The sequence below is a fragment of the Pseudarthrobacter sp. As-47 genome (assembly GCF_058215595.1).
Genome location: NZ_JBYZMU010000002.1, coordinates 127,423 through 147,825, shown reverse-complemented (window position 1 = coordinate 147,825; position 20,403 = coordinate 127,423). Strand labels below are relative to the sequence as shown.

At 63.4% G+C, this 20,403-nt stretch carries 24 protein-coding genes and 1 pseudogene; 3 read left to right on the top strand and 22 right to left on the bottom strand.

The window, feature by feature from the left end; genetic code table 11:
• Positions 1-8 precede the first annotated feature (8 nt).
• The 8 genes from AC4BCK_RS21725 to arsB all read right to left on the bottom strand — a co-directional run bounded on the left by AC4BCK_RS21725 (position 9) and on the right by arsB (position 7,352).
• Positions 9-1,232: an MFS transporter gene (locus tag AC4BCK_RS21725; protein ID WP_490567003.1), complete on the bottom strand. Its 1,224-nt coding sequence runs from the start codon at positions 1,230-1,232 to the stop codon at positions 9-11.
• 6 nt (positions 1,233-1,238) lie between these two features.
• The gene (locus AC4BCK_RS21720; protein WP_490567002.1) at positions 1,239-1,661 is read right to left on the bottom strand and encodes an arsenate-mycothiol transferase ArsC; all 423 of its coding nucleotides are present in this window, start codon (positions 1,659-1,661) and stop codon (positions 1,239-1,241) included.
• A complete protein-coding gene (locus AC4BCK_RS21715) occupies positions 1,658-2,317 on the bottom strand; it encodes an arsenate reductase ArsC (protein ID WP_490567001.1) in 660 nt (219 codons plus the stop codon). The genes AC4BCK_RS21720 and AC4BCK_RS21715 overlap by 4 nt, the downstream gene beginning before the upstream one ends.
• Positions 2,318-2,361: 44 nt before the next feature.
• A complete protein-coding gene (locus AC4BCK_RS21710) occupies positions 2,362-3,735 on the bottom strand; it encodes an NAD(P)-binding domain-containing protein (protein ID WP_490567000.1) in 1,374 nt (457 codons plus the stop codon).
• A 166-nt stretch (positions 3,736-3,901) separates the two neighbouring features.
• Complete coding sequence (gene trxB, locus AC4BCK_RS21705; protein ID WP_490566999.1) at positions 3,902-4,903, bottom strand: thioredoxin-disulfide reductase; 1,002 nt, start codon at positions 4,901-4,903, stop codon at positions 3,902-3,904.
• Positions 4,904-4,930: 27 nt separating this feature from the next.
• The gene (locus AC4BCK_RS21700) at positions 4,931-5,353 is read right to left on the bottom strand and encodes an arsenate reductase ArsC (protein ID WP_490566998.1); all 423 of its coding nucleotides are present in this window, start codon (positions 5,351-5,353) and stop codon (positions 4,931-4,933) included.
• Between the two features lie 147 nt (positions 5,354-5,500).
• On the bottom strand, positions 5,501-6,175 hold the full coding sequence (locus AC4BCK_RS21695; RefSeq protein ID WP_490566997.1) for an arsenate reductase/protein-tyrosine-phosphatase family protein: 675 nt from the start codon (positions 6,173-6,175) through the stop codon (positions 5,501-5,503).
• 166 nt (positions 6,176-6,341) lie between these two features.
• Positions 6,342-7,352, bottom strand: coding sequence for an ACR3 family arsenite efflux transporter (gene arsB, locus AC4BCK_RS21690; protein ID WP_490567083.1), 1,011 nt, complete (start codon positions 7,350-7,352; stop codon positions 6,342-6,344).
• 179 nt (positions 7,353-7,531) lie between these two features.
• On the opposite strand from arsB, the gene AC4BCK_RS21685 reads away from it, so the two are divergent.
• The gene (locus tag AC4BCK_RS21685; protein ID WP_490566996.1) at positions 7,532-7,882 is read left to right on the top strand and encodes an ArsR/SmtB family transcription factor; all 351 of its coding nucleotides are present in this window, start codon (positions 7,532-7,534) and stop codon (positions 7,880-7,882) included.
• A gap of 51 nt (positions 7,883-7,933) precedes the next feature.
• Here AC4BCK_RS21685 and AC4BCK_RS21680 read toward each other — a convergent pair whose 3' ends face one another.
• From AC4BCK_RS21680 to pstS, 7 genes are all read right to left on the bottom strand, one after another.
• On the bottom strand, positions 7,934-8,170 hold the full coding sequence (locus tag AC4BCK_RS21680; RefSeq protein WP_490566995.1) for a hypothetical protein: 237 nt from the start codon (positions 8,168-8,170) through the stop codon (positions 7,934-7,936).
• Positions 8,171-8,300: 130 nt separating this feature from the next.
• Positions 8,301-8,840 carry a universal stress protein gene (locus tag AC4BCK_RS21675; RefSeq protein ID WP_490566994.1) on the bottom strand — a complete coding sequence of 180 codons (540 nt, stop codon included), beginning with the start codon at positions 8,838-8,840 and terminating at the stop codon, positions 8,301-8,303.
• Between the two features lie 106 nt (positions 8,841-8,946).
• Positions 8,947-9,297: a winged helix-turn-helix domain-containing protein gene (locus AC4BCK_RS21670; protein WP_490566993.1), complete on the bottom strand. Its 351-nt coding sequence runs from the start codon at positions 9,295-9,297 to the stop codon at positions 8,947-8,949.
• A gap of 38 nt (positions 9,298-9,335) precedes the next feature.
• The gene (pstB, locus tag AC4BCK_RS21665) at positions 9,336-10,112 is read right to left on the bottom strand and encodes a phosphate ABC transporter ATP-binding protein PstB (RefSeq protein WP_490566992.1); all 777 of its coding nucleotides are present in this window, start codon (positions 10,110-10,112) and stop codon (positions 9,336-9,338) included.
• An 18-nt stretch (positions 10,113-10,130) separates the two neighbouring features.
• Positions 10,131-11,081 carry a phosphate ABC transporter permease PstA gene (gene pstA, locus AC4BCK_RS21660; protein ID WP_490566991.1) on the bottom strand — a complete coding sequence of 317 codons (951 nt, stop codon included), beginning with the start codon at positions 11,079-11,081 and terminating at the stop codon, positions 10,131-10,133.
• Positions 11,078-12,148: a phosphate ABC transporter permease subunit PstC gene (gene pstC / locus AC4BCK_RS21655; RefSeq protein WP_490566990.1), complete on the bottom strand. Its 1,071-nt coding sequence runs from the start codon at positions 12,146-12,148 to the stop codon at positions 11,078-11,080. Before pstC ends, pstA begins: the two co-directional genes overlap by 4 nt.
• A gap of 12 nt (positions 12,149-12,160) precedes the next feature.
• Positions 12,161-13,282 carry a phosphate ABC transporter substrate-binding protein PstS gene (gene pstS / locus AC4BCK_RS21650; protein WP_490566989.1) on the bottom strand — a complete coding sequence of 374 codons (1,122 nt, stop codon included), beginning with the start codon at positions 13,280-13,282 and terminating at the stop codon, positions 12,161-12,163.
• Between the two features lie 194 nt (positions 13,283-13,476).
• Here pstS and AC4BCK_RS21645 point away from each other — a divergent pair, with 194 nt between their 5' ends.
• Complete coding sequence (locus AC4BCK_RS21645; protein ID WP_490566988.1) at positions 13,477-14,235, top strand: winged helix-turn-helix transcriptional regulator; 759 nt, start codon at positions 13,477-13,479, stop codon at positions 14,233-14,235.
• A gap of 102 nt (positions 14,236-14,337) precedes the next feature.
• Positions 14,338-14,997: a phosphate signaling complex protein PhoU gene (gene phoU / locus AC4BCK_RS21640; protein ID WP_490566987.1), complete on the top strand. Its 660-nt coding sequence runs from the start codon at positions 14,338-14,340 to the stop codon at positions 14,995-14,997.
• A gap of 105 nt (positions 14,998-15,102) precedes the next feature.
• Here phoU and AC4BCK_RS21635 read toward each other — a convergent pair whose 3' ends face one another.
• The 7 genes and pseudogenes from AC4BCK_RS21635 to AC4BCK_RS21605 form a co-directional block, all read right to left on the bottom strand.
• Positions 15,103-17,103 (bottom strand): PhoX family protein, encoded by a 2,001-nt coding sequence (locus tag AC4BCK_RS21635; RefSeq protein WP_490567082.1) that lies wholly within the window; start codon positions 17,101-17,103, stop codon positions 15,103-15,105.
• Positions 17,104-17,669: 566 nt separating this feature from the next.
• On the bottom strand, positions 17,670-18,143 hold the full coding sequence (locus AC4BCK_RS21630) for a DUF4411 family protein (RefSeq protein WP_490566986.1): 474 nt from the start codon (positions 18,141-18,143) through the stop codon (positions 17,670-17,672).
• Entirely contained in the window at positions 18,140-18,988 is an 849-nt protein-coding gene (locus tag AC4BCK_RS21625; protein ID WP_490567081.1) for an ImmA/IrrE family metallo-endopeptidase, read from the bottom strand. Before AC4BCK_RS21625 ends, AC4BCK_RS21630 begins: the two co-directional genes overlap by 4 nt.
• A 150-nt stretch (positions 18,989-19,138) precedes the next feature.
• Positions 19,139-19,198, bottom strand: a pseudogene (locus AC4BCK_RS21620) (hypothetical protein); the annotation flags it as partial.
• Between the two features lie 270 nt (positions 19,199-19,468).
• The gene (locus AC4BCK_RS21615) at positions 19,469-19,795 is read right to left on the bottom strand and encodes a hypothetical protein (RefSeq protein WP_490566985.1); all 327 of its coding nucleotides are present in this window, start codon (positions 19,793-19,795) and stop codon (positions 19,469-19,471) included.
• Positions 19,776-20,108, bottom strand: a complete 333-nt coding sequence (locus tag AC4BCK_RS21610) for a hypothetical protein (protein WP_490566984.1) — start codon at positions 20,106-20,108, stop codon at positions 19,776-19,778. Before AC4BCK_RS21610 ends, AC4BCK_RS21615 begins: the two co-directional genes overlap by 20 nt.
• A gap of 121 nt (positions 20,109-20,229) precedes the next feature.
• Positions 20,230-20,358 (bottom strand): hypothetical protein, encoded by a 129-nt coding sequence (locus AC4BCK_RS21605; RefSeq protein WP_490566983.1) that lies wholly within the window; start codon positions 20,356-20,358, stop codon positions 20,230-20,232.
• Positions 20,359-20,403: the final 45 nt, after the last annotated feature.

The window sequence follows — 20,403 nt, the reverse complement described above, 5'->3', positions numbered from 1 at the left end:
GCGCTGGCTTAGACCGGGGGAGCAGTGATTGTCGTGGCTGTCTTCCGTCCGGCGACAGCGAGAAGCGCTGCCGTCCCGGCAGTAGCAACCATGGCGTAGGCCATTCCTGTATATGAGCCGAGCCAGGATGCCAGTAATGGGCCGGCAGCCGGGGCGATTGCGGTAACAGCGGTCAATGGGGCGGCGAAGTGGCCCTGGAGGGAGCCGAGGTTCCGGGTTCCCCATCTGTCCGCGACGATGGTCGCTTGCAGGAGGGTCTGACAGCCGCGGACAGCTCCGGCCAGGATGCCCGCGGCGAAAAGAACTGGAAGCGGACCTTGGACGGCGGCGAGCAGGCACAGGGCTGCGAACGCTGATCCTGCTATGACCGGGAGCCTGGTGCTGGCAGGAATTGTGGCGAAGAGCAGGCGTCCGCCGACCTGTCCGGCGCCGATGAGTCCGAATGCCAGGGCTGCCATTGCATAGTCGCTGCCCTTTTCGGTCAGCAGGGGAATGATGTTCAGCGTCACCGTGTACAGGCCAAGGCAGAGCAGGACCATGAGGGCCTGCAGGCGAAGGAACTCCGGACTCCGCCGGATCTTGTGCACCGTTTCCTTTGGATCTGCTTCGCTTACCTCTCGCGGCACTGTCTTAGACCAGGTGCGGTTCAGGTAGCGGGCGTGCAATGGAACGGTGATCAGGGCCATGAGGAGGGCAAGGATGACAAACGCGGACCGCCAGCCCATCGCGGTGCTCAGGGTTGAGGTGAGCGGGGCGAAGATGGTGGAGGCGAAGCCGGCCACGAGGGTCAGTGTTGTCAGCGGCCGGACCCGCGCAGGGCCGTACCAGCGGCTGATGGTCGTGAAAGCCGGCTGATACAGGACTGCTGCCTGTGCCGTGCCGGCGAGCAGCCAGGCGGCAGCAAACAGCGGCAGGCTGGGGGAGAGCGCGACGAGGATGAAGGCGAGGGCGCCGGTGAGGGACCCGGCGATCATGAGCGTGCGTGGCCCGGTTCGGTCCAGGGTTTTGCCGACAGCGATCCCGGCAACAGCTGAAACAAGCAGCCCGAGGGAGAAAGCACCGGTGATGAGAGCGGGGTCCCAGCCGGTGTCGGCGCTAATGGGTTGGACCGCTGTCGGCAGGGCGTAGTACAGCACGCCCCACGCTGTGGTCTGCGTGATACACAGTGAGACCAGCCCGCCGCGTGGAGCGCCTTCGGCAGCCAGGATCCGGGAAGGAGCCGGTGCGGCCATTGCGGGTCAGTTCCCGGTGAGCTCGGCGTGCAGCTTTTGGACGCGGGCCTTGATGTCGTCCCGGACCAGGCGCATGCGTTCCATGCCTTCGATGCCGCGCTCGGACGGTTCGTCCGTTTCCCAGGTTTCGAACCGTTTGCCTTCGCGAGGCTCGAGTTTGGCTTCGTTGCCCAGGACGATCACGACGTCGACGGCGTCCAGGACCTCGTCGGTCACCGGTTTCGGGTACTCCGAGGTGATGTCGATGCCAAGTTCTGCCAGTGACTCAACGGACTGGGCATTGAGCTTCTCGGCGGGTTTAGTCCCGGCCGAGTACACGGTGACATCATCCTTGGCGAGGTCCCTCATGAGTCCGGCGGCGAGCTGGGACTTGCCGCCGTTCTTTTTGCAGACGAACAGGACGGACGGGGTTTTCGTGGTGTCGGTCATGCCTGTGATTCTTCCTTCTTCAGCAGGGACGCGGCGAGAACCCGGACCCGGTCGTGGATGTTGTCCCGGATGGCCCGCACTGTGTCCAGGGACTGGTCAGCGGGGTCGGGCAGTTCCCAGTCTTCATAGCGTTTGCCGGGGTAGATGGGGCAGGAGTCACCGCAGCCCATGGTGATGACAACGTCCGAGGCGCGGACGACGTCGTCGGTGAGCGGCTTGGGGTAGTCCTTTGAAAGGTCCAGCCCCATCTCCGCCATGGCTGCGACCACGTTGGCGTCCAGTTCGGCTGCCGGCATCGATCCTGCCGACCGGACATGGATCCTGCCTTTCGCTTCGACGTTCAGCAGGGCGGCGGCCATCTGTGAGCGGCCAGCGTTTTGCACACAGACGAACAGGACCTCGGGGGTCTCGGAGGCAACGTCTGCCTTTGACTTGGCCAGGGCGCGAAGCCGTTCGCTGGCGAAATGTTCGGTGGTGGCTGGCAGGTAGGCGGTGACGCGGGCGGTGCGTGCCAGGGCGGTGTAGGACTCAAAGACGTACCGCTCGACTGTTTCTGCGGCGAACATCCCTGCGAAGCGCTCGGACAGCCGTTCGCTGATCCGGCGCAGGAGCTCGGTGTTGTCCTGAAGCCCCAGGGTGATTTCGTGATCGGTCATGCCGGTGTCTCCATCTTCACGGTTCGGTTCGGACTGGTGGTGGATCAGGACAGGCCGGAGCGGCCGTGGGAGAGCCCGGTGGGGAACCCGACCAGGACTGGTTCCGGAGCCGCGCAGCACGAGGACTCCTCGGGTGCGCCGGCTGCGGCGGGGACATCGCAGCTGGTACCGGCGTCTGCGGAGCAGACCCCTGTTTCGGGGAGTTCGAGCTGGACGGTGTCGGCGGCTTCGCGGTCTCCGGCCAGGGCTGCGGCTACGGAGCGGACCTGCTCGTAGCCGGTGGCCAGCAGGAACGTTGGTGCCCGGCCGTAGGACTTCATCCCCACGATGTAGAAGTCCTTGTCCGGGTGCGCCAGCAGTGCCGCGCCGTGGGGCGGGACGGTGCCGCAGGAGTGGAACTCGGGGTCGATCAGCGGGCCGAGCTGCCGTGGTGCTTCCACGGCAGGGTCCAGGTCCAGGCGCAGTTCCCGCAGGGTGTCCAGGTCCGGGCGGAACCCTGTGCAGGGGACCAGGACGTCCACTTCCAGGGTGCGCCCGTCCACTGCTTCCACGGTCACCCCTGATTCGAGTGCTTTGAGGGAGCTGATGCCGAAGCCGGTGTGCAGTTCGATGGTTCCTGCCTCCACGAGGCGGCGGAGCCTGGAGCCGAGCTGGCCGCGGGCGGGCAGGCCGTCGGCGTCCCCGCCGCCGTAGACCTTTTCGGCGGAGGCTCCGCGCACTGCCCAGAGGATACGGGTCTTCGGTTCTTCCTTGGCAAGGTCAGCAAGGTTGATCAGGGTGTTGGCTGCGGAGTGTCCCGCACCGACGACCAGGATGCGGCGGCCGGCGAAGGTGGCACGGTCACGGCCGGCGACGTCCGGGAGTGGGGAGGAGATCCGGGCTGCGGCTGCTTCTTCTCCGTTGGCGGGCAGGCCGGAGGTGCCGAGCGGGTTGCGGGTGGACCAGGTGCCGGAGGCGTCTATGACGGCCGCGGCCGTGACGTCGCGGGTTTCGCCGGTGCCGAGCTGGACACGGACGGTGAAGGGTGTGGTGTCGCGGTCCCGGGTATGTGTTTTGTCCATGCCCTCGCGGGTTACGGACAGGACGCGGGTGTTGGTCTGGAGCCGGGTGGCGAGCTGGGGGAGGGCCGCCAGGGGTGTCAGGTAGTTGTCGACGAGCTCCCCGCCGTAAGGCAGGGCGGTGGGGCGAGGGGACTCCCAGCCGGAGGCTTCGAGCAGGCGGGCAGCGGCGGCGTCGATGTTGAACCGCCATGGGGAGAAGAGCCGGATGTGGCGCCAGGCCTCGATGGCGGCGCCTGAGGATGGGCCTGCTTCGAAGATGAGCGGCTCCAGGCCGCGTTCGAGCAGGTGGGCTGCGGCTGCCAGGCCCACGGGCCCGGCGCCGATCACGGCGACGGGAAGGTTCTTCTCTGAATCCATGGTGTCCTCTTTCATCCGTTGTTCTTCTCTGGGTTCCGGGGCCTGCCGGCCAAGTGGCCGGCAGGCCGGATCGGGCTGGGGTCAGCAGCAGTCCTGGTCGTTGTCGCAGCAGTCATCGCCGCAGCATCCGTTGGGCATGGATTTCACCCCCTTCCCGATGGAGAGGTCAGGCGTGGGTGGGCTCTTCGACCAGGGCCGTGGCGATGCTGTCCGCATCCTCCAGTGCGGCAAGGTAGCGTTCTGCGTCGAGGGCTGCGGCGCAGCCCGTACCGGCGGCGGTGATGGCCTGGCGGTACCGGTGGTCCACGGCGTCCCCGCAGGCGAAGACGCCGTTCAGGTTGGTGACGGTCGTCGGTGAGTCGACCTTGATGTACCCCTCGTCGTCCAGGTCCACCTGGCCGGTCAGCAGTTCGGTGCGCGGCACGTGGCCGATCGCGACAAAGATGCCGGTGGCGGCCTGCTCCCGGGTTTCGCCGGTGACGGTGTCCGTCAGGGTAACGCCGGTGACCTTGCCGTCGCCGTGGATGGCCGTGATGGCGGAGTTCCAGGCGAAGCTGATCTTGGGGTTGTCCTTGGCGCGCTGGGCCATGATGCGGGAGGCCCGCAGTTCGGCCTTGCGGACGACGACGGTGACGGACTTGCCGAACCGGGTCAGGAAGGTAGCTTCCTCCATTGCCGAGTCCCCGCCGCCGACGACGATGATGTCCTGTTCGCGGAAGAAGAACCCGTCGCAGGTGGCGCACCAGGAAACCCCGTGGCCGCTGAACTTCTTCTCCTCCGGCAGGCCGAGTTCCTTGTACGCAGAACCGGTCGCGAGGATAACGGCCGGAGCTTCATAGGTTTCACCGCCGCCGGTGACCACGCGCTTGAGGTGGCCCTTCAGCTGGACTTCGGTGACGTCGTCGAACTGTACTTTGGCGCCGAACTTCTCGGCCTGCTCCTGCAGCCCGTCCATCAGCTCCGGTCCCTGCACACCGCCCGGGAAGCCCGGGAAGTTTTCTACTTCGGTGGTGTTCATCAGCGCGCCTCCCGCTGTGACCGATCCGGCCAGGACCAAAGGCTGCAGGCCTGCACGGGCAGCGTAGATGGCCGCGGTGTAGCCGGCAGGGCCGGAGCCGATGATGATCAGCTGCTCGGTGCTGGCGGCCGTGTTGACGTCGGTGCTCACGAAAAGTCTCCTGATGCTGGGGGCGGGTTACTTGGCGGCCGGGGTGAGGGATGCGATCAGGTCCTCAATGCGGCCCTTGATCTGGTCCCGGATGGGGCGGACAGATTCGACGCCCTTGCCGGCCGGGTCCTCCAGGACCCAGTCCTCGTAGCGCTTTCCCGGGAAGTAGGGGCATTCGTCGCCGCAGCCCATGGTGATCACTACGTCCGATTCCTTCACGGCCTCCGTGGTGAGGACCTTGGGGACCTCGGCGGACATGTCGATGCCCAGCTCGGCCATGGCCTCAACCGCGGCCGGGTTGATCTTGTCGGCGGGCTGGGATCCGGCAGAGCGGACCTCGATCTCGCCCTTGCCAAGGGTGGTCAGGAACGCAGCGGCCATCTGAGAACGGCCGGCGTTGTGGACGCAGACGAAAAGGACGGAGGGCTTCTTGGCGGTTTCGGTGCTCATGGGTTTATCTCCTGGAATCGGTCGGGTGTAGGTGCGGGGTGACGTGCAGGTCCTGTGGTGCTCCCCAACCGAACTTCATTGATGATGATCGATATAGAGAGTATCCGGCCATAGATTGATGAATGTCAATATGTTGCGGGACGGATGTCAGGCGGGGGTCAGGCGCGGCGCCAGGCCGTGGATGCGGTCGGCGATGTTGGCATAGGCGTCCTCGAAGGCGTCGCTGGTGTTCGTCCGGAGGGGGTCAGGGATGGACCAGTGAATTCCGCCCAGACCGGCCAGCTCTTCATGGGCGTTGTCGCAGACAGTCACGACAAAGTCGCCCTCGTCTGCCACCTGGTCCAGGTTGCGGGGAGGAGTGTCCGCGAGGTCCAGCCCGCGACGGCGGGCAACCTCGAGGGCTCCCTCGGCAATGTGGTCTGCAGGATGCGTGCCGGCCGATGTGGCCGGAATGTCGCTGACCTGCTGCCACAGCGCGGCGGCCAGCTGGGAACGTGCACTGTTGCGAGTGCAGACAAACAGGAGCCGCCGCGCTCCGTGCTCCGCCCCTGGTGTCAGGCCCTCCAGCGCACCGGAGGCAAGGCGGATGTAGCTGCGGCGCCTGTCGGCCTCCGAACGGTGGCGGACAGCCAGCCCGGCAGCCTCCAGCGTTCGCAGGTGGTGGGACAGCAGGTTGGACGGCATGCCCAACTCTGCCTGCAGCTCCGTAGGGGCAAAGTCCCCCAGAGTCAGCAGGTCCACGATGCGCAGCCGGGCAGGATCGGCGAGGGCCGCATGTCGGGCGAGCCGCGCCGAGAACGCGTCGTTTACTTCAATAGTCATTGATTCAATCCTTGCTGAAGTAATTTTCTGTGTCAAAGCGGGGAATCGAGGACGTTGGCAACGGCAGGGTAGACCCTGGGCCCTTATGCACCGAGCCCTCGAACTGGATGACATGTTCGAGGGCTCGGGGCTTGAGCAGTTCGCTCACTTCACTGAAGCAGTTCGCCTACTTCACTGCCGGCGCCGCCTGAGAGGCTGATTCCAAGGGAAAGAAGCGCTTGCGCGCCCAGAGCGCCGCATACACCAGCGCAACCAGAGCAGGCACTTCAATCAGGGGGCCGACGACGCCGGCCAGGGCCTGGCCGGAGGTGACTCCGAAGGTTCCGATCGCCACTGCGATGGCCAGTTCGAAGTTGTTGCCTGCGGCCGTGAACGCGAGGGTGGTGGTTTTGGCGTAGCCAAGGTCCAGCCATTTACCGATCAGCATGCCGGCGGCGAAGACCACTACGAAGTAGACCAGCAGCGGCAGCGCGATCCTGACCACATCGAGTGGCTTTGAGGTGATGGTGCCGCCCTGGAGGGCGAACAGCAGGGTGATGGTGAACAGCAGTCCGTAGAGTGCCCAGGGGCCGATCTTGGGAAGGAAGGTGCCCTCGTACCAGTCACGGCCTTTGGCCTTCTCACCGATGGTGCGGGTAAGGAAGCCGGCGAGCAGCGGGATGCCGAGGAAGATCAGCACCGAGAGCGTGATCGCCCAGAAGGAGAAGTCGGCGCTGGTGGTGGGCAGGCCCAGCCAGGACGGCAGGAACTGAAGGTAGAACCAGCCCAGGGCCCCGAAAGCGATGACCTGGAAGACGGAGTTGATGGCCACCAGTACCGCGGCGGATTCACGGTCACCGCAGGCGAGGTCGTTCCAGATCATCACCATGGCAATGCAGCGGGCCAGTCCGACGATGATCAGGCCCGTGCGGTACTCGGGCAGATCCGCCAGGAAAATCCAGGCCAAGACGAACATAAACGCCGGGGCCAGGACCCAGTTGATCACCAGCGAGGAAATCATAAGCTTTTTGTCACCGATCACCCGGTGCGCCTGGTCGTAGCGGACCTTGGCCAGTACCGGGTACATCATCACCAGCAGGCCGATGGCGATCGGCAGGGAGACCTCGCCGATCTTGACGGCCTCCAGCGCGGTGTTCAGGCCGGGGATCAGGCTTCCCAGCGCGAGGCCCAGGAGCATCGCCGCAACGATCCAGACCGGAAGGAATCTGTCGAGGGTGGAGAGCCTGCCGATGACGGCGGTCTCCGGCGGGTTGGCGGTCTGCGTGGTCACAGTTCTCCCTAATGATTGATGTACGTCGATATACGAAGTATTCCCAGCCATATCGATGATTGTCAATTTATGTGCATAATGGAACCATGGCCGTCACTCATCTTCACGAACAACCCGTGACCGAGGAGTGCTGCGCCCCCGCGGGGGAGGCTGCCCTGGGCGCCGTTGAGGCGAAGAAGCGTGCGACGCTGCTGAAGGCCCTGGCCGACCCGAACCGGCTTCGCCTGCTGTCCATCGTCAAGGCCTGCGACACGGGGGAGTCCTGCGTGTGTGACCTCACCGAGCCGCTGGACCTGGGCCAGCCGACAGTTTCACACCACTTGAAAATCCTGGTGGATGCCGGGTTGCTGCATCGTCAGAAGCGCGGGACCTGGGCCTACTACTCCCTGGTGCCAGGGGCGCTGGAACGGGCAGCGGCGGCCATCACGGGCCTCTAGGCCCAAACAACCGGGGCACCTCGTCGTGGCCTGGGTGGGGTGGTTTGCGTTTCAGGCAGCGGTGGGAGTCCCTGTTTGTGCCCCCTGGGTGCGCATTATTTGCAGTTCGGCCATGTCGAGCAGGCGGCGACCTCCAGTGAGGTCGTCCATTATCCAGAACAGGCCGTGGTCTGGGGCGGTTTCTGTCACGCGGCCGCGGTGCACAAGGGTTCCTTTGAAGGTCGCGCTGATTTCATCCCCTGGCAGCAGGTCAGCGCAGGTGCTGATGAGCGCCTCTGTGTCTTGCACCAGTGTCTCCTTACGACATCTCTTCTGGCTTACAGGATGGGCGGCCAAGGTTGCCGCCACATGACGGGCGTATGTTTTCTTGGCGAAGGCATCCCGAATAGGATCAGGTCCGGGCGCGTTGAAGGATTTCTCAGGCGCCGGTGTGGTGGTGCCCGTCGGCGTGTTTGCGTGATCGCGTCCGGTGGTCGGGCACGACCACCACTGGCCTGCTCTGCAGCCTGAGCAGCCGGGCGGACACCGAGCCCTCCAGTAGCCGGCTTACCCGGGGTACCAGTCCTTCGCGGCCGCTGCCGATGATGAACATGCTGGCTCCCGTGCTCTCAGCCAGCCTTGTCAACGCCGAGCTGACGTCGCCGTTGAGGACCCTCAGGGTCCAGTCCTGGCGGCCGTCGCCCAGGATTTCCTTCAGGCGGTCACGGACCGCAGCGGCAGGGTAGAGGGCTTCGTCATTGGTTGCGGGGTCCAGCGATGCTGCCGGCAGTGCCGATGCGGGTTCCCATTCGGTCAGGTAGCTGGCGGGATCAACAAAGGCACAGAGCAGATGCACTTCCAGTGCTGCCGCCAGTCCTGCGGCGGTCCTGACGAGGGCCGGCGGCACAGGCCACGGAACACCGAGAATCAGGGGCCCGGCCTGGTCAGGATCAGGAATTAGTCCGTCCCAAGGGTTCATATGTTTCCCCGTTAGCGTTCCTAATAAGTCCTGTTCCGGCACCTGCTTCCCGCCCCAACGTCCGGTTGCAGGTCCTGGGGCAGGGGTCCGGGTCAGGGGTCAGGGGTCAGGGGCAGAGCGGAGGGCTGAGCCTGTATCCAACACCGCGGACGGTACGGATGACGTCGCCGTGCTGGGAGTCATCGCCGAGTTTCTGTCGGATCCGCTTGATATGGACTGAGATGGTGTTGGTGTTGGTGGCCTTGCCCCAGATTTCCTGGCTGATCTCGTCCGTGCTCACGACTACCCCGCCCTTCTGGACCAGAAAGGCCAACAGCAGCAGTTCGCGGTGGGTGAAGTGCACTTCGTCGCCGTTTAGGCGGGCTTCGTGCCGTTCCAGATCGATGGTGATCGGTCCTGCCACCAGCACAGAATTGTCCCCGGTATACAGCCGTCCCTGGCTGGTCTTTTCTGTCACTGTAGTCATTGTCCATTCACCGCTTCGCCGGTCGTTTCTTATCCGAATCGTCCCGAGATGTAGTCTTCGGTCGCCTTCTGCGTGGGGTTGCTGAAGATTTTCTCGGTGTGGTCTATTTCCACCATGCGCCCGGGCTTTCCGACGCCGGCCAGGTTGAAGAACGCGGTCTGGTCGCTGACGCGGGCTGCCTGCTGCATGTTGTGGGTCACGATCACGATCGTGTATTTCTCTTTCAACTCCGTGATCAGGTCCTCGATCGCCAGGGTGGAGATGGGGTCCAGGGCTGAGCAAGGCTCATCCATCAGCAGCACGTCCGGTTCCACCGCAATGGAACGGGCAATGCACAAACGCTGCTGCTGGCCGCCGGAGAGGCCGCCGCCGGGCTTGTCCAGTCGGTCCTTGACCTCTGTCCAGAGGTTCGCGCCGCGGAGTGACTGTTCGGCGACCTCGTTCAGCTTCGCCTTGTTCTTCTCACCCTGCAGGCGCAGGCCCGCAACGACGTTGTCCCGGATGGACATGGTGGGAAAGGGGTTTGGCCGCTGGAAGACCATGCCGATCGTGCGCCGGACCGAGACCGGGCTGATGTCGGGGGCGTAGATGTCTGCACCGTCGAGCAGGACGTGGCCTTTGACGGTGGCTCCGGGAATGACTTCGTGCATGCGGTTCAGGGTCCGCAGGACGGTGGACTTGCCGCAGCCCGAGGGCCCGATGAGGGCGGTGACGCTGCGGGGTTCCACAGACATGGTGACGGAGTCAACGGCGTGGAAGTCGCCGTAGTAGACGTTGAGATCTTTAATATCAAGGCGCTTTGCCATGGGAGATTTCCTTGCAGACTACGATTTTTTGGGCGCCACGAGGCGGGAGACCACGGTGGCAATGATGTTCAGGATGGCGATTAGGATGATCAGCGTCAGGGCAGCGCCCCAGACCCGGAGCTGGCCGGCGGGCTCGGGGTTGATGAGCTCTGTGTAGAGCAGCAGCGGCAGGGAGGCCATGTTGCCGTCGAAGATGTTGAAGTTGATCGAGCGGCTGTAGCCGACGAGGACCAGGACCGGGGCAGTTTCGCCTATCACGCGGGCCAGGGCCAGGATGATGCCGCTGATGATCCCTGACATTGCCGAGGGGAGCACGATCCGCAGGATGGTGATCCACTTCGGCACACCCAGGGCGTAGGACGCTTCGCGGAGTTCATCCGGGACAAGCCGGAGCATTTCCTCGGTGTTGCGGACCACGACGGGCAGCATGAGCAGGACCAGGGCAAGGGAGACGGCGAAGGCGCTCTGGGGCTGGCCGAACGTCCCGACCCAGAGGCTGAAGACGAACAGGGCCGCGACGATGGAGGGGATGCCGGACATGATGTCCACCATCTGCGTCACCAGCTTTGCCAGCTGTCCGCGGCCGTATTCGACCAGGTAAATGGCGATCAGCAGGCCCAGGGGAACCGAGATGACCGCGGCCATGAGCGCCTGGACGAGCGTGCCGTAGAGGGCATGGTAGATGCCGCCTGCGAACTCTTCGGGCAATACGCCCTGCAGGGACCGCAGCCACCAGTCGCTGCTCAGGATGGCGGGGAAGCCCCTGGACACCACGGTCCACAGCACCCACAAAAGCGGGACCAGGGCGATGAGGAACGCCAGGGTGACGATGCCGGCGACGAACTTGTCCGTCACCTGCCGGGACCGGCTGATCGGGCGGAATGCCCGCTTGGCCTTGAGATCTTCTTCGGTGGGGAAGGGGCGCAGCTCGGGCTCTTTGCGGCCGGTGATGTTGGTAAGGCGGCTCATCCGTTGACCTTCTTTCCAACCACGGAGCGTGCGAGGGCGTTGACGACGAACGTGAGGGCGAACAGCACGAAACCGGCTGCGATGTAGGCACCGGTGGGCAGGGGTGCGCTGAATTCAGCCGCTGCCGAGGCGATCTTGGACGCGAAGGTATAGCCGCCGTCGAAGAGGGTGAAGCTCGCTGCCTGGGCGGAGGCGCGGAGGATGATCAGCACGGCGACGGTTTCACCGAGGGCGCGGCCAAGTCCGAGCATCGCGGCGGCGATCGTGCCGCTGCGGCCGAACGGCAGGACGGTCATTTTCACGACCTCCCATTTGGTCGCGCCGAGGGCTTGGGCCGCTTCGATGTGACCGCCGGGGGTCTGCTTGTAGACCTCACGGGTGATGGCGGTGATGATCGGCAGGATCATGACTGCCAGGACGATGCCGGCGGTGAAGATCGTGCCGCCGCCGTTGAGGGAGACGTTACCGGTGGCGAACAACGGGAACCATCCCAGGGATGCGTTCAGGGCCTTCGCGGCCGGTTCGAGCCAAGGGGCGAGGACGAAAATGCCCCAGAGGCCGAACACGATGGAGGGCACCGCGGCGAGGAGGTCAACGAGGTTGCCGAACCAGTGCGCGAGGCGCCGGGGTGCGTACTGGGTGAGGAAGATCGCGATGCCCACTGCTACCGGCACGGCCAGGACAAGAGCGAACGCGGAGCTGAGGACCGTGACGATGAACAGGTCCCGGATACCGAAGGCGAGGTTGTCCGCGTCGGTAGTGTTGAACTCGCTGCTGAAGAAGAAGTTAACGGTGTTGGCCTGCAGCGAAGGGATCGCCCGGACCAGGAGGAACACCGCGATCAGAACGATCACGGCGATGACGGAAAGACCGGCTGCCGTACTGATTCCACGGAAAATCCGGTCACCGACAACGCTGCCGTGCTTGAACACGGGAGCCGCGGAAGAGCCGGGCCCGGGTTCGGGGGCGGGGGAGTTGCCGGGTGTCTGGTTAGGTGCGGCGGCCTTCGGCCCCGCGCTGCTGCGCGGGGCCGAAGGTTCGGTCACCTCAGGTCGTGGAGACGACATAAATTGTGTGTCCTAGGAGATGGCGGTGATGGCCGTCTTCAGCTTTTCCTTGAAGGCGTCCGGGACGGGGATGTATCCGTTGTCGGTCAGGCCTTCCTGGCCCTTGCCGATGGTGGAGGTCAGGAATGCCTTGACGGCGGTAGCGGTCTCAGCGTCCTTGTACTTGGAGCAGACGATTTCGTAGGTCGCCAGAACGATCGGGTAGGCGCCGGCTTCGGTCGGCTTGTAGAAGGAGCTGGTGTCCAGGACCAGGTCGTTGCCTTCGCCCTTGATCTTCGCTCCGGCGATGGTCTTGCCCACCGTCTCGGTGGTGATTTCAACCGGGGTGGAGTCAGCGGAGGTGATGATTTCAGCCACGGACAGGTCCTGGCTCTTGGCGAAGGACCATTCGTTGTAGGTGATGGAACCGGCGGTGCCCTTCACGGCTGCGGAGGTGCCTTCGTTGCCCTTGGCACCTTCACCAACGCCGCCGGCGAAGGTCTTGCCTGCGCCCTTGCCCCAGGCGCCGTCCGAGGCGGCGTCGAGGTACTGCTGGAAGTTATCGGTGGTGCCGGACTCGTCAGAGCGGTAGATCACGTTGATGTTCTCAGCGGGCAGGGTCACGCCCGGGTTCAGGGCGGCAATGGCCGGGTCGTTCCAGGTTTTGATCGTGCCGTTGAAGATGTTGGCAACGGTCTTGCCATCCAGGGCGAGCTTGTCCACGCCCTCGACGTTGTAGGTCACGGCCAGGGGACCGAAGACGACGGGGAGGTTCCATGCGGGGGAGCCGCAACGCTCTGCTGCCTTGGCCGGCTCTTCCTTCTTGGCGCTCAGGGGAGAATCGGAGCCGCCGATGTCGGTCTGGCCACCGATGAATTCGGTGACGCCGGCGCCGGAGCCGTTGGAGGTGTAGTTCAGGGTCTGTCCATCGCAAGCAGCTTCGAAAGCGGTGACGAAGCGGGTCATGGCGTTGGCCTGGGCTGTGGAGCCGCTGGCCTTCAGGGCTTCCTTGCCGCCGCACTGGATGTCGGACGCAGCCGCCGATCCGGTTCCAGCGGGCTGAGTGCCGGCGTTGTTGTCGCTGCCACAGGCCGTCAGCAGCAGGGTGCTTGCCGCCAGTGCCGCGAAAGCAGCGCTTGATCGCTTGAAGTTCACTTAGATCCTCCGGTGTACCCGGCAGTTGATGCGGACTGCCGGAATGCTGAACGTGCGGTATCCACCGCCGGGCAACAAACAGCTGCCAGCATTCAAGGTAGCCATCGTTCCTTAACAGCCTGATCAAGAAAGATGAACAGAAGATGAACGCCCGCTCTGTCTTGCGTGACACCCCCATCAGCGATCATGGACCCATGCAGAACGAAACACCAGAGGAAGCCGACAAGGACCTCCGCATAGTCCGCGTCGCCCCCTTCTGGGAACAAAACCAGCCCGTCCTCCTGATCGCAGCACCCGACGCAGAAGGCGCCGAGGTCCTTGTCGCTGCCTGCCGGGGCCTTGGCATCAGGACCCACCTCGTACATTCGGGCGCCGCCGCGCTGATTTCCTACGGAAGACTCGCCCCCGACGCCGTGGTCATCGAAACTGCCCTGCCCGACCTCCCCGCACAGACACTCGCAGCGGCGATCGCCGAAGACACCGGCCCAAACAACGGGGACGCGGGTCCTCGTTGCCCCGTCCTGCAGGTCAAATCTGAGGGGCCAAAGGCGCCGGACGCCGACGGTGTGGTGGGCAGGTACGAAGATGTTTTGTCCTCACCGGTATTCACTGCCCTGGCGGACAGAAGCATGAACCCGTGGCCCACCAGCGAGGAACTGGCTTACGGGTCACTGCTCATGCGGCCCGCGGCGTTCGAAGTCACCGATGCCGGCACCCCGGTGACCCTGACGCTGCGGGAGTTCGAACTGCTGCGTGTCCTGCTCCTGGCCCAGGGACAGGCCGTGACACTGGAACAACTCAAAACGGATGTCTGGGGCGCTGTCGAGGAAGAAGTACGGACCGACACTGTCAAAGTCCACATGAACCGGCTCCGGCAAAAACTGAAAGGACCGACGAAGCCGGTCGCGGTCCGCGGCATCGGCTATGTCCTGAAAACCGTTGCCCCGGCCTGAGGAAAACAACCGGCTGCGGTTTCCTGGCGGGCTGCGGTGGCATAATTGGTTGTGACGACAGACACAGCTGGGTGTCTCCGTCCTGTTGGAAGGTACGTTTCCGTGCGCAAGGTTTTTCAGGCCGAGCTTCACCACATCGGTGAACAGCTCGTTGAGATGTCCGTCCTGGTCCGTGAAGCAATCGAAAAGGCAAGCACTGCGCTGCATACGGTTGATCTGGAACTCGCACAGGAAGTCATCTCCAATGACGCGCGCATCGACTTCCTCCAGAACGACTTGGACGAACGCGCGATCGAGATCCTCGCCCTGCAAAGCCCGGTCGCCAGCGACCTCCGCACCATCGTGGCGTCCCTGCGGATGAGCGCGTCCCTGGAACGCATGGGCGACCTTGCACGCCACGTCGCCCAGCTTGCCCGGATGCGGTACCCGGACGCGGCCATACCGGAACGGCTCACCCCCACATTCCGGGAATTCTCTGAGCTGGACCAGGTTATTGCGGGGAAAGTCACGCACCTGCTGGCCGAGCGGGACCTTGAATTGGCCCAACAGATCCTGATCCACAACACCCGCGTCAACGAACTCCACGCCGGCGTCTTCACCGCCGTAGCTGCAGAAGATTGGAACGAACCGGGCTCCCGGACCGTAGACGTCGCCCTGGCCAGCCGGTACTTCGAACGCTTCGCCGACCACGGTGTATCCGTCGCCCGCAAGGTCAACTACCTGGTCTCGGGCGAATGGCAGCCAGCTAAGGCCGCATCCTAAACCGCACTACCGGCCCGTGGTCTGGAATCCTCACCACGCGGGACGGCAAAGGCTCCCCGGACCTTCCAGGGAGCCTTTGCGCTACAGCCGGTGCCGTTTCTTTAGTTAGTTGTTCGGGCCCTTTTTGCCGCGGTAGACCTGCACCACGGACGGGCGCGGGGCGGGCGTTCCGTCATAGGGGAACAGCGAGTTCTGCGCCCCCCATGTGCCGTCCTCGCCCGGGTGCTGCACGGCGACGAAGACCATGCCTTCGTCATCCTTGATGATCGGGCCGCAGGTTTCGGCGTCCCGCGGGACCGACAGGAACTGCTCGACCTTTCCGCGGTCCTGCCCGTCAAGGGTGACCTTGAACAGGCCATCGTTGTAGCCGATGCCCGAGGGCGCGCCGTCGGTGGAAATCCACAGGTTGCCGGCCGTGTCGAATGCGACGTTGTCCGGGCAGGAAATTGGTGAAACCTGATCCACCGGGTAGCCGCTGAAGTACGTGACGTCACCCTGTGCGGGGTCACCGCAGACCATGAACAAGCTCCATTTGAAGCTGGTCGCCGATGGGTTGTTTCCCGACTCGACAATTTCGATGATGTGCCCGTCGCGGTTTTCCGTCCGCGGGTTGGCCTCGTTCGGCGCGGCTTTACCGGGCTTGCCGCGGTCGGTGTTGTTGGTGCAGGCGAGGTAGACCTTGCCGGTGACCGGGCTGGGCTCGACGTCCTCAGGGCGGTCCATCTTGGTAGCGCCGGCCTTGTCAGCTGCGAGGCGGGTGAATACCAGGACCTGTTCGATGCTCATTCCCGGGATGACGCTCTGGCCGTTGCGGGTAAGCGGCAGCCACTCACCGGATCCGTCGAACGCGCCGTCCTTGGGGAGGGCGCCGGTTCCGTTGATTTCGGCCTCGGAGTTGCCGGTGAAGCGGGCGACGAACAGGTCACCGTTGGCCAGCAGGGTCTTGTTATGTTTCCGGTTGCCCTCGATGTAGCGGTCCCGTGAGACGAACTTGTAGAGGTATTCGAAGCGCTCGTCATCACCCATGTAGGCCACAACCCGGCCATCAGGGGCGATCGTGACGTTCGCGCCTTCGTGCTTGAAGCGGCCCATGGCGGTGTGCTTGACCGGGGTTGAGGTTGGATCCATGGGATCGACCTCGGCGATGTAACCAAAACGGTTTGATTCGTTCTCGTAACCGGCAACGGCTGAATCAAAGCGGGGTTCGTCCAGGTGCCAGCCGCGTGCGGGGTTGGGGCTGGTGATGCCGTAACGGCGCTGCTCGGCCGTAGGGGTGCCGACCTTGAAGTAGCCCTGGAAGTTCTCTTCACCGGACAGAACCGTGCCCCACGGGGTGGTGCCGCCGGCGCAGTTGTTCAGCGTTCCGAGTACGGTGCGGCCGGAGGGGTCCGCTGCGGTGCGGACCAGTGCCGAGCCTGCGGCGGGTCCGGTCAGGGTGAACGGTGTGTGCATGGTGATGCGGCGGTTCAGGTCGCTGTTCTGGATGTACTTCCAGGGCGTTCCTTCGCCGCTGCGCTTGAGCTCCACAACGGACATGCCGTGGCCGTTCATGCCTATGCCGCGGACGACCTTGGGGTCAGTTCCTGTCGGGACCATGATGTTTTCGTTGGTGTACTCGTGGTTTGCTACGAGGACGGCGCGCTTGTTCCTGTCATCGAGGGGCAAGATGTCCACGTAGTCGCAGTTGTAGCCGAACTGCAGGGCCTGGGACTCGGCGCTCTGGTTGTTGATGTCGAAGGCCGGGGCCTTCTTGAAGATCGGGTCGCCCCACTTGATCAGCGGCTCCCAGGAGTAACCCTCCGGGACGGTGAACTCATCGACCGTGTAAGGGACAGGGGCGATGGCGGAGAACGGCAGGCTGCCACTGAGCTTTGCGGCCGGGGACAGACCCGGGCCGGCTGTTGCCTTGGTGGCCGTGCCGCCCAGGAGCAGGGTCATGGCGCCCACAGCGCCGACCCCGAGCATGCTGCGGCGCGAAAGTTCGGCCGAGACGATGTCGCGGAGGTAGTTGTTCTCAGAGGTGTTGCACACCGCTGCAGCGCAGGCGTTATCGCACTTCAGCGCACAAGTGACAGCGCTGCGCTTGCCACGGACGTGGCCAAGCATGGGGAGGTTGGGGAATTTTGAAGCGATGCTCACTGGAGTGGTCCTTCCACGGAGAAACAGGGACTCGACGGAAAGCCCGCGTCGACCGCATCAAGGCCGCACCAACAATCGGTAATCCAACAAGTGTCTGGCCCGTCTTCCGGAACGGATAAGGGGACTGGCGTCCGCACCGGAACAGGCTCTTCGTCGAGAAATATGTTGCCGATGCTGAGCGCGGCAATGGTTACCGCACCATGTCTGAAACAGCCACGCTCAGCACGACACGCTCACCGTAGGCACTTCCCCTTAACTCCCGATGAACAGCCGGTCGACAAAAGCTGTCATCACGGTGTTGATAGGAACAAAGGACGTAATCCCGACAAAAGGACCGGACGGATCTAAAAAGTCCCTAAGAAAATCCGCAGAATTTTCCTTCGTGTAGGGCGTACGCAAAGTCATCATCATGACGGTTGAAAATGCAGCCTGATTTGGTATGGCTTGTGGAGGGCACCGTTTTGGGATGTGCCGCGTTTTACAACAGAGGGATCTGAGCCTGCACGGCGTGCCTCTCACGGCCTCTCGGGTGCCTAGCGGAAAATCCATCCTTCACGCCGGGCGACGTCCACAAACCGCATGCATTCGACGCCGTAACCGGCTGCGGCGTTAGGAATTTTCATGTTGGCCTGGGTGAATCCCGCACCCTTAGCGGTTTCGTGGGTAACGATGGAAAGCGACCGGCAGTGAGCGGCAGCAATAACGAATGGATCAGCAGCGTTCTGCTGTCCACTCACCCATTCTGGGTATCGTGCTGAAAGCTCGGCAACTACAGCCAGTTCTTCTGATGTTGTCTCTACAACGAAGTCTGCCACTGATTTCGCCCACGGGGCACAGGCGTCGTCCCAGCGTTCCAGTTCGCGATAAACGTCGCGAGGCATGACAGCCCGCCCGTCCTCGATCAACGCCTCAAGCGCGCCCCAGGTGACTTCCCAGACGTCTCGGGGGCTATGCCGGTTGAGATCGATGATGATATTGGCATCGAAGCAGTATGCAGGCGCGGTCATTCGGAGGTGACTCCTTTTATGAGCTCGCGCTCCATTTTGGCGATCACGCCTTGCTTGGACTCCAGAAAGTAAGAAGCATCAGTGGCGGAAATTCGGTTTTCGTGAAAGGCGTCTAGAACAGATTCAACGTACCGAGGACCAAGATTGCGAAGTTTTAGGACATGGTGTGGTGGTCCACCCTTGCTGGCGCGAGCCTTTTCGCGTCGCCGCTCCAAATTTTCTGCTGCCACGCGTGCAGCGATCTGGAGTTGGTTGTCCAACTGTTGTTGTGTGATGAGGCCCAAGGTCCTGAGTCGTACGGCTACTGCCGACCAACTGACACCAAAATGTTGAGCGGTTGCACCAAGCAGGGTCAGCGGATCCTTGGCCTGACCCATTTTGCGGAGGAAAGGTGCTCGGGGCAACAGGAAGGAAGCTGCGAATGCATTGCATTCCCTTTCAACTTCGTTGTCACCTTCGAGCTCGCAAAGAGCTCCTGAGCGGTGCAGGATATGGCCCAGTTCATGAAAGAGGGTGAAGCTGCGGACATTGGCATCGTCGGCGCCGTTGAGGATCACTATCGGCATGGGACTGTAGAACAGGGAAAGCCCCTGGCATTCCCGAGGTTCTACTCTGCTCATTTGGAAGACGAGGACTCCCAGGTTTTCTACCAGCGTGATCCACTGCTTGAGGGCTTTGCCGCTGTCCGTGGACGCGTAATCGTCCGAAATGGCAAGACGTGCGCGGAGCCGCTCGCCCGCTTCTTCCGGGCTGTCGAAAACAAAGTCATCAAGGGCGAAATCTGCAGGGGATCCGAGTTCCAGGAATACCTTGCGCCGGTGGAGAGCACGATCCATCTCGCGCATAAGAGCAAGGCTGGGGGTCGTTGCCCCTTGTCCTCGAAAATCAGGAGGGCGGGAGGCGCCGTCTACCTCCGGCAGTGTCGGCCGCATAAAGAACGCGATGGTTTGCCCGTATAAGTCAGCAACCTGGCGCAAACGAGCCAGAGAAGGAGGCTCTAGGTTGCGTTCCCAGTGGTCGACCCTTTCAGGCCTTACTTGAAGACGATCAGCCACACTATGGATATCCAAGCCAACATGTTGCCGGGCCCAAATTAGGGCGCTGCCATTTACGGGGACAGCGGGAGTACGTACCACAGTGCCCCCTTGATTTTGCTGCCTAAATACGAGTTGGTTCCCAAGCTCGGCTTTCCGCAATACTAGCCCGAGATAAACCAGATGACGCGCGCGGAACGGCTCCGACGATGGATGTGGCTCCCGATTGAGGCAGGGTTCCAGGCCACCTCAGTCATGACAACCACGCTACCGCCGCCAACTCTGCCGGGCTTATGCGGCGGCCGCTCCTTCGTCCGTGATGACTGCCAGCAGCCATTCCTCGGACAGTGGGTCTCGGCGCAGCTCGAATGTGCGCAGCGCCGAGGTCGAGGTCAGCCTCACCTGGGCCTGCCAGTGCTCGATGCTGACCAGGTCCCCGCAGCCAACCGGGGCCCGTTTGGTGGTGTGCCACCAGTCGGCGCGGGTAAACCAGCGCACGGGCTCGGCGGCCACGGCCCAGATCTTGCCGTCATACCTGACGGCCAGGGGAGTGCCGGCCGCCGTAAATCGGACCTGCACCGGCACGTCCAAGGGTTTGTCACTTGCTGTTCTTGCCACGGGTTCGCTCTCCCAAATTCCTGTTCATCATTTCTTCCCGGCGGGTGACCGCCGAACTCCACACCCAGGTCCGGTACGTGACCGGCCCGTCTTTCCACGTCACTTCGGCTGCTTTCGCTGTCCAGGCGAACACTTCGCCGTCCACCAGCTCTGCGCAGTTCGGGAACCGGATCCACGCCTTCACCGGGATTCCCGGGTACCCGTTCTTGGCCGGGAAGTGCTCAAAATCGAGCTCTTCCACGGTCAGCCCGATCGGGCCGGACCGCCGCGCGTACTGCGCGTGGAGCGCTGCAGCGAAGTCTTCGGAGGACATACCACAACCTTAGAATATATATTCGAATAGACACGCCAAAAGATGGCGGCCAGCAGCGGCCGCCATCCTTTTCATCATGGGGGAGGGGTCTGACAAAGGGCAGGGTTTGACCCTCCAGTCCCTACACGTCCTTCGGACCTTCGGCTGTGTACTTCTGCGTTCCCTTGATCATGCACGTCATGGCCCGCACGGACTCCGGGTTGTCCTCCCAGCGGCTGCCGTCACGCGTACAAGCTCGAAATGACGTCACGCCGGCTTCCTGGGAAGCCTGTCGGAGCTCAACCCAAGCCTCTTC

Bases quoted from the DNA above. Each gene is read 5' to 3' on its own strand.
- AC4BCK_RS21675 (WP_490566994.1), bottom strand. From the start codon at position 8,840: ATGAACCCTTGGGACGGACTAATTCCTGATCCTGACCAGGCCGGGCCC.
- AC4BCK_RS21635 (WP_490567082.1), bottom strand. From the start codon at position 17,103: ATGCTTGGCCACGTCCGTGGCAAGCGCAGCGCTGTCACTTGTGCGCTG.
- AC4BCK_RS21625 (WP_490567081.1), bottom strand. From the start codon at position 18,988: ATGCGCGAGATGGATCGTGCTCTCCACCGGCGCAAGGTATTCCTGGAA.
- AC4BCK_RS21720 (WP_490567002.1), bottom strand. From the start codon at position 1,661: ATGACCGACACCACGAAAACCCCGTCCGTCCTGTTCGTCTGCAAAAAG.
- pstA (WP_490566991.1), bottom strand. From the start codon at position 11,081: ATGAGCCGCCTTACCAACATCACCGGCCGCAAAGAGCCCGAGCTGCGC.
- arsB (WP_490567083.1), bottom strand. From the start codon at position 7,352: ATGCTCCTGGGCCTCGCGCTGGGAAGCCTGATCCCCGGCCTGAACACC.
- pstC (WP_490566990.1), bottom strand. From the start codon at position 12,148: ATGTCGTCTCCACGACCTGAGGTGACCGAACCTTCGGCCCCGCGCAGC.
- AC4BCK_RS21700 (WP_490566998.1), bottom strand. From the start codon at position 5,353: ATGAGCACCGAAACCGCCAAGAAGCCCTCCGTCCTTTTCGTCTGCGTC.
- AC4BCK_RS21695 (WP_490566997.1), bottom strand. From the start codon at position 6,175: ATGACTATTGAAGTAAACGACGCGTTCTCGGCGCGGCTCGCCCGACAT.
- AC4BCK_RS21630 (WP_490566986.1), bottom strand. From the start codon at position 18,143: ATGACCGCGCCTGCATACTGCTTCGATGCCAATATCATCATCGATCTC.
- AC4BCK_RS21685 (WP_490566996.1), top strand. From the start codon at position 7,532: ATGGCCGTCACTCATCTTCACGAACAACCCGTGACCGAGGAGTGCTGC.
- AC4BCK_RS21610 (WP_490566984.1), bottom strand. From the start codon at position 20,108: ATGTCCTCCGAAGACTTCGCTGCAGCGCTCCACGCGCAGTACGCGCGG.
- AC4BCK_RS21725 (WP_490567003.1), bottom strand. From the start codon at position 1,232: ATGGCCGCACCGGCTCCTTCCCGGATCCTGGCTGCCGAAGGCGCTCCA.
- pstB (WP_490566992.1), bottom strand. From the start codon at position 10,112: ATGGCAAAGCGCCTTGATATTAAAGATCTCAACGTCTACTACGGCGAC.
- AC4BCK_RS21710 (WP_490567000.1), bottom strand. From the start codon at position 3,735: ATGGATTCAGAGAAGAACCTTCCCGTCGCCGTGATCGGCGCCGGGCCC.
- AC4BCK_RS21715 (WP_490567001.1), bottom strand. From the start codon at position 2,317: ATGACCGATCACGAAATCACCCTGGGGCTTCAGGACAACACCGAGCTC.
- AC4BCK_RS21645 (WP_490566988.1), top strand. From the start codon at position 13,477: ATGCAGAACGAAACACCAGAGGAAGCCGACAAGGACCTCCGCATAGTC.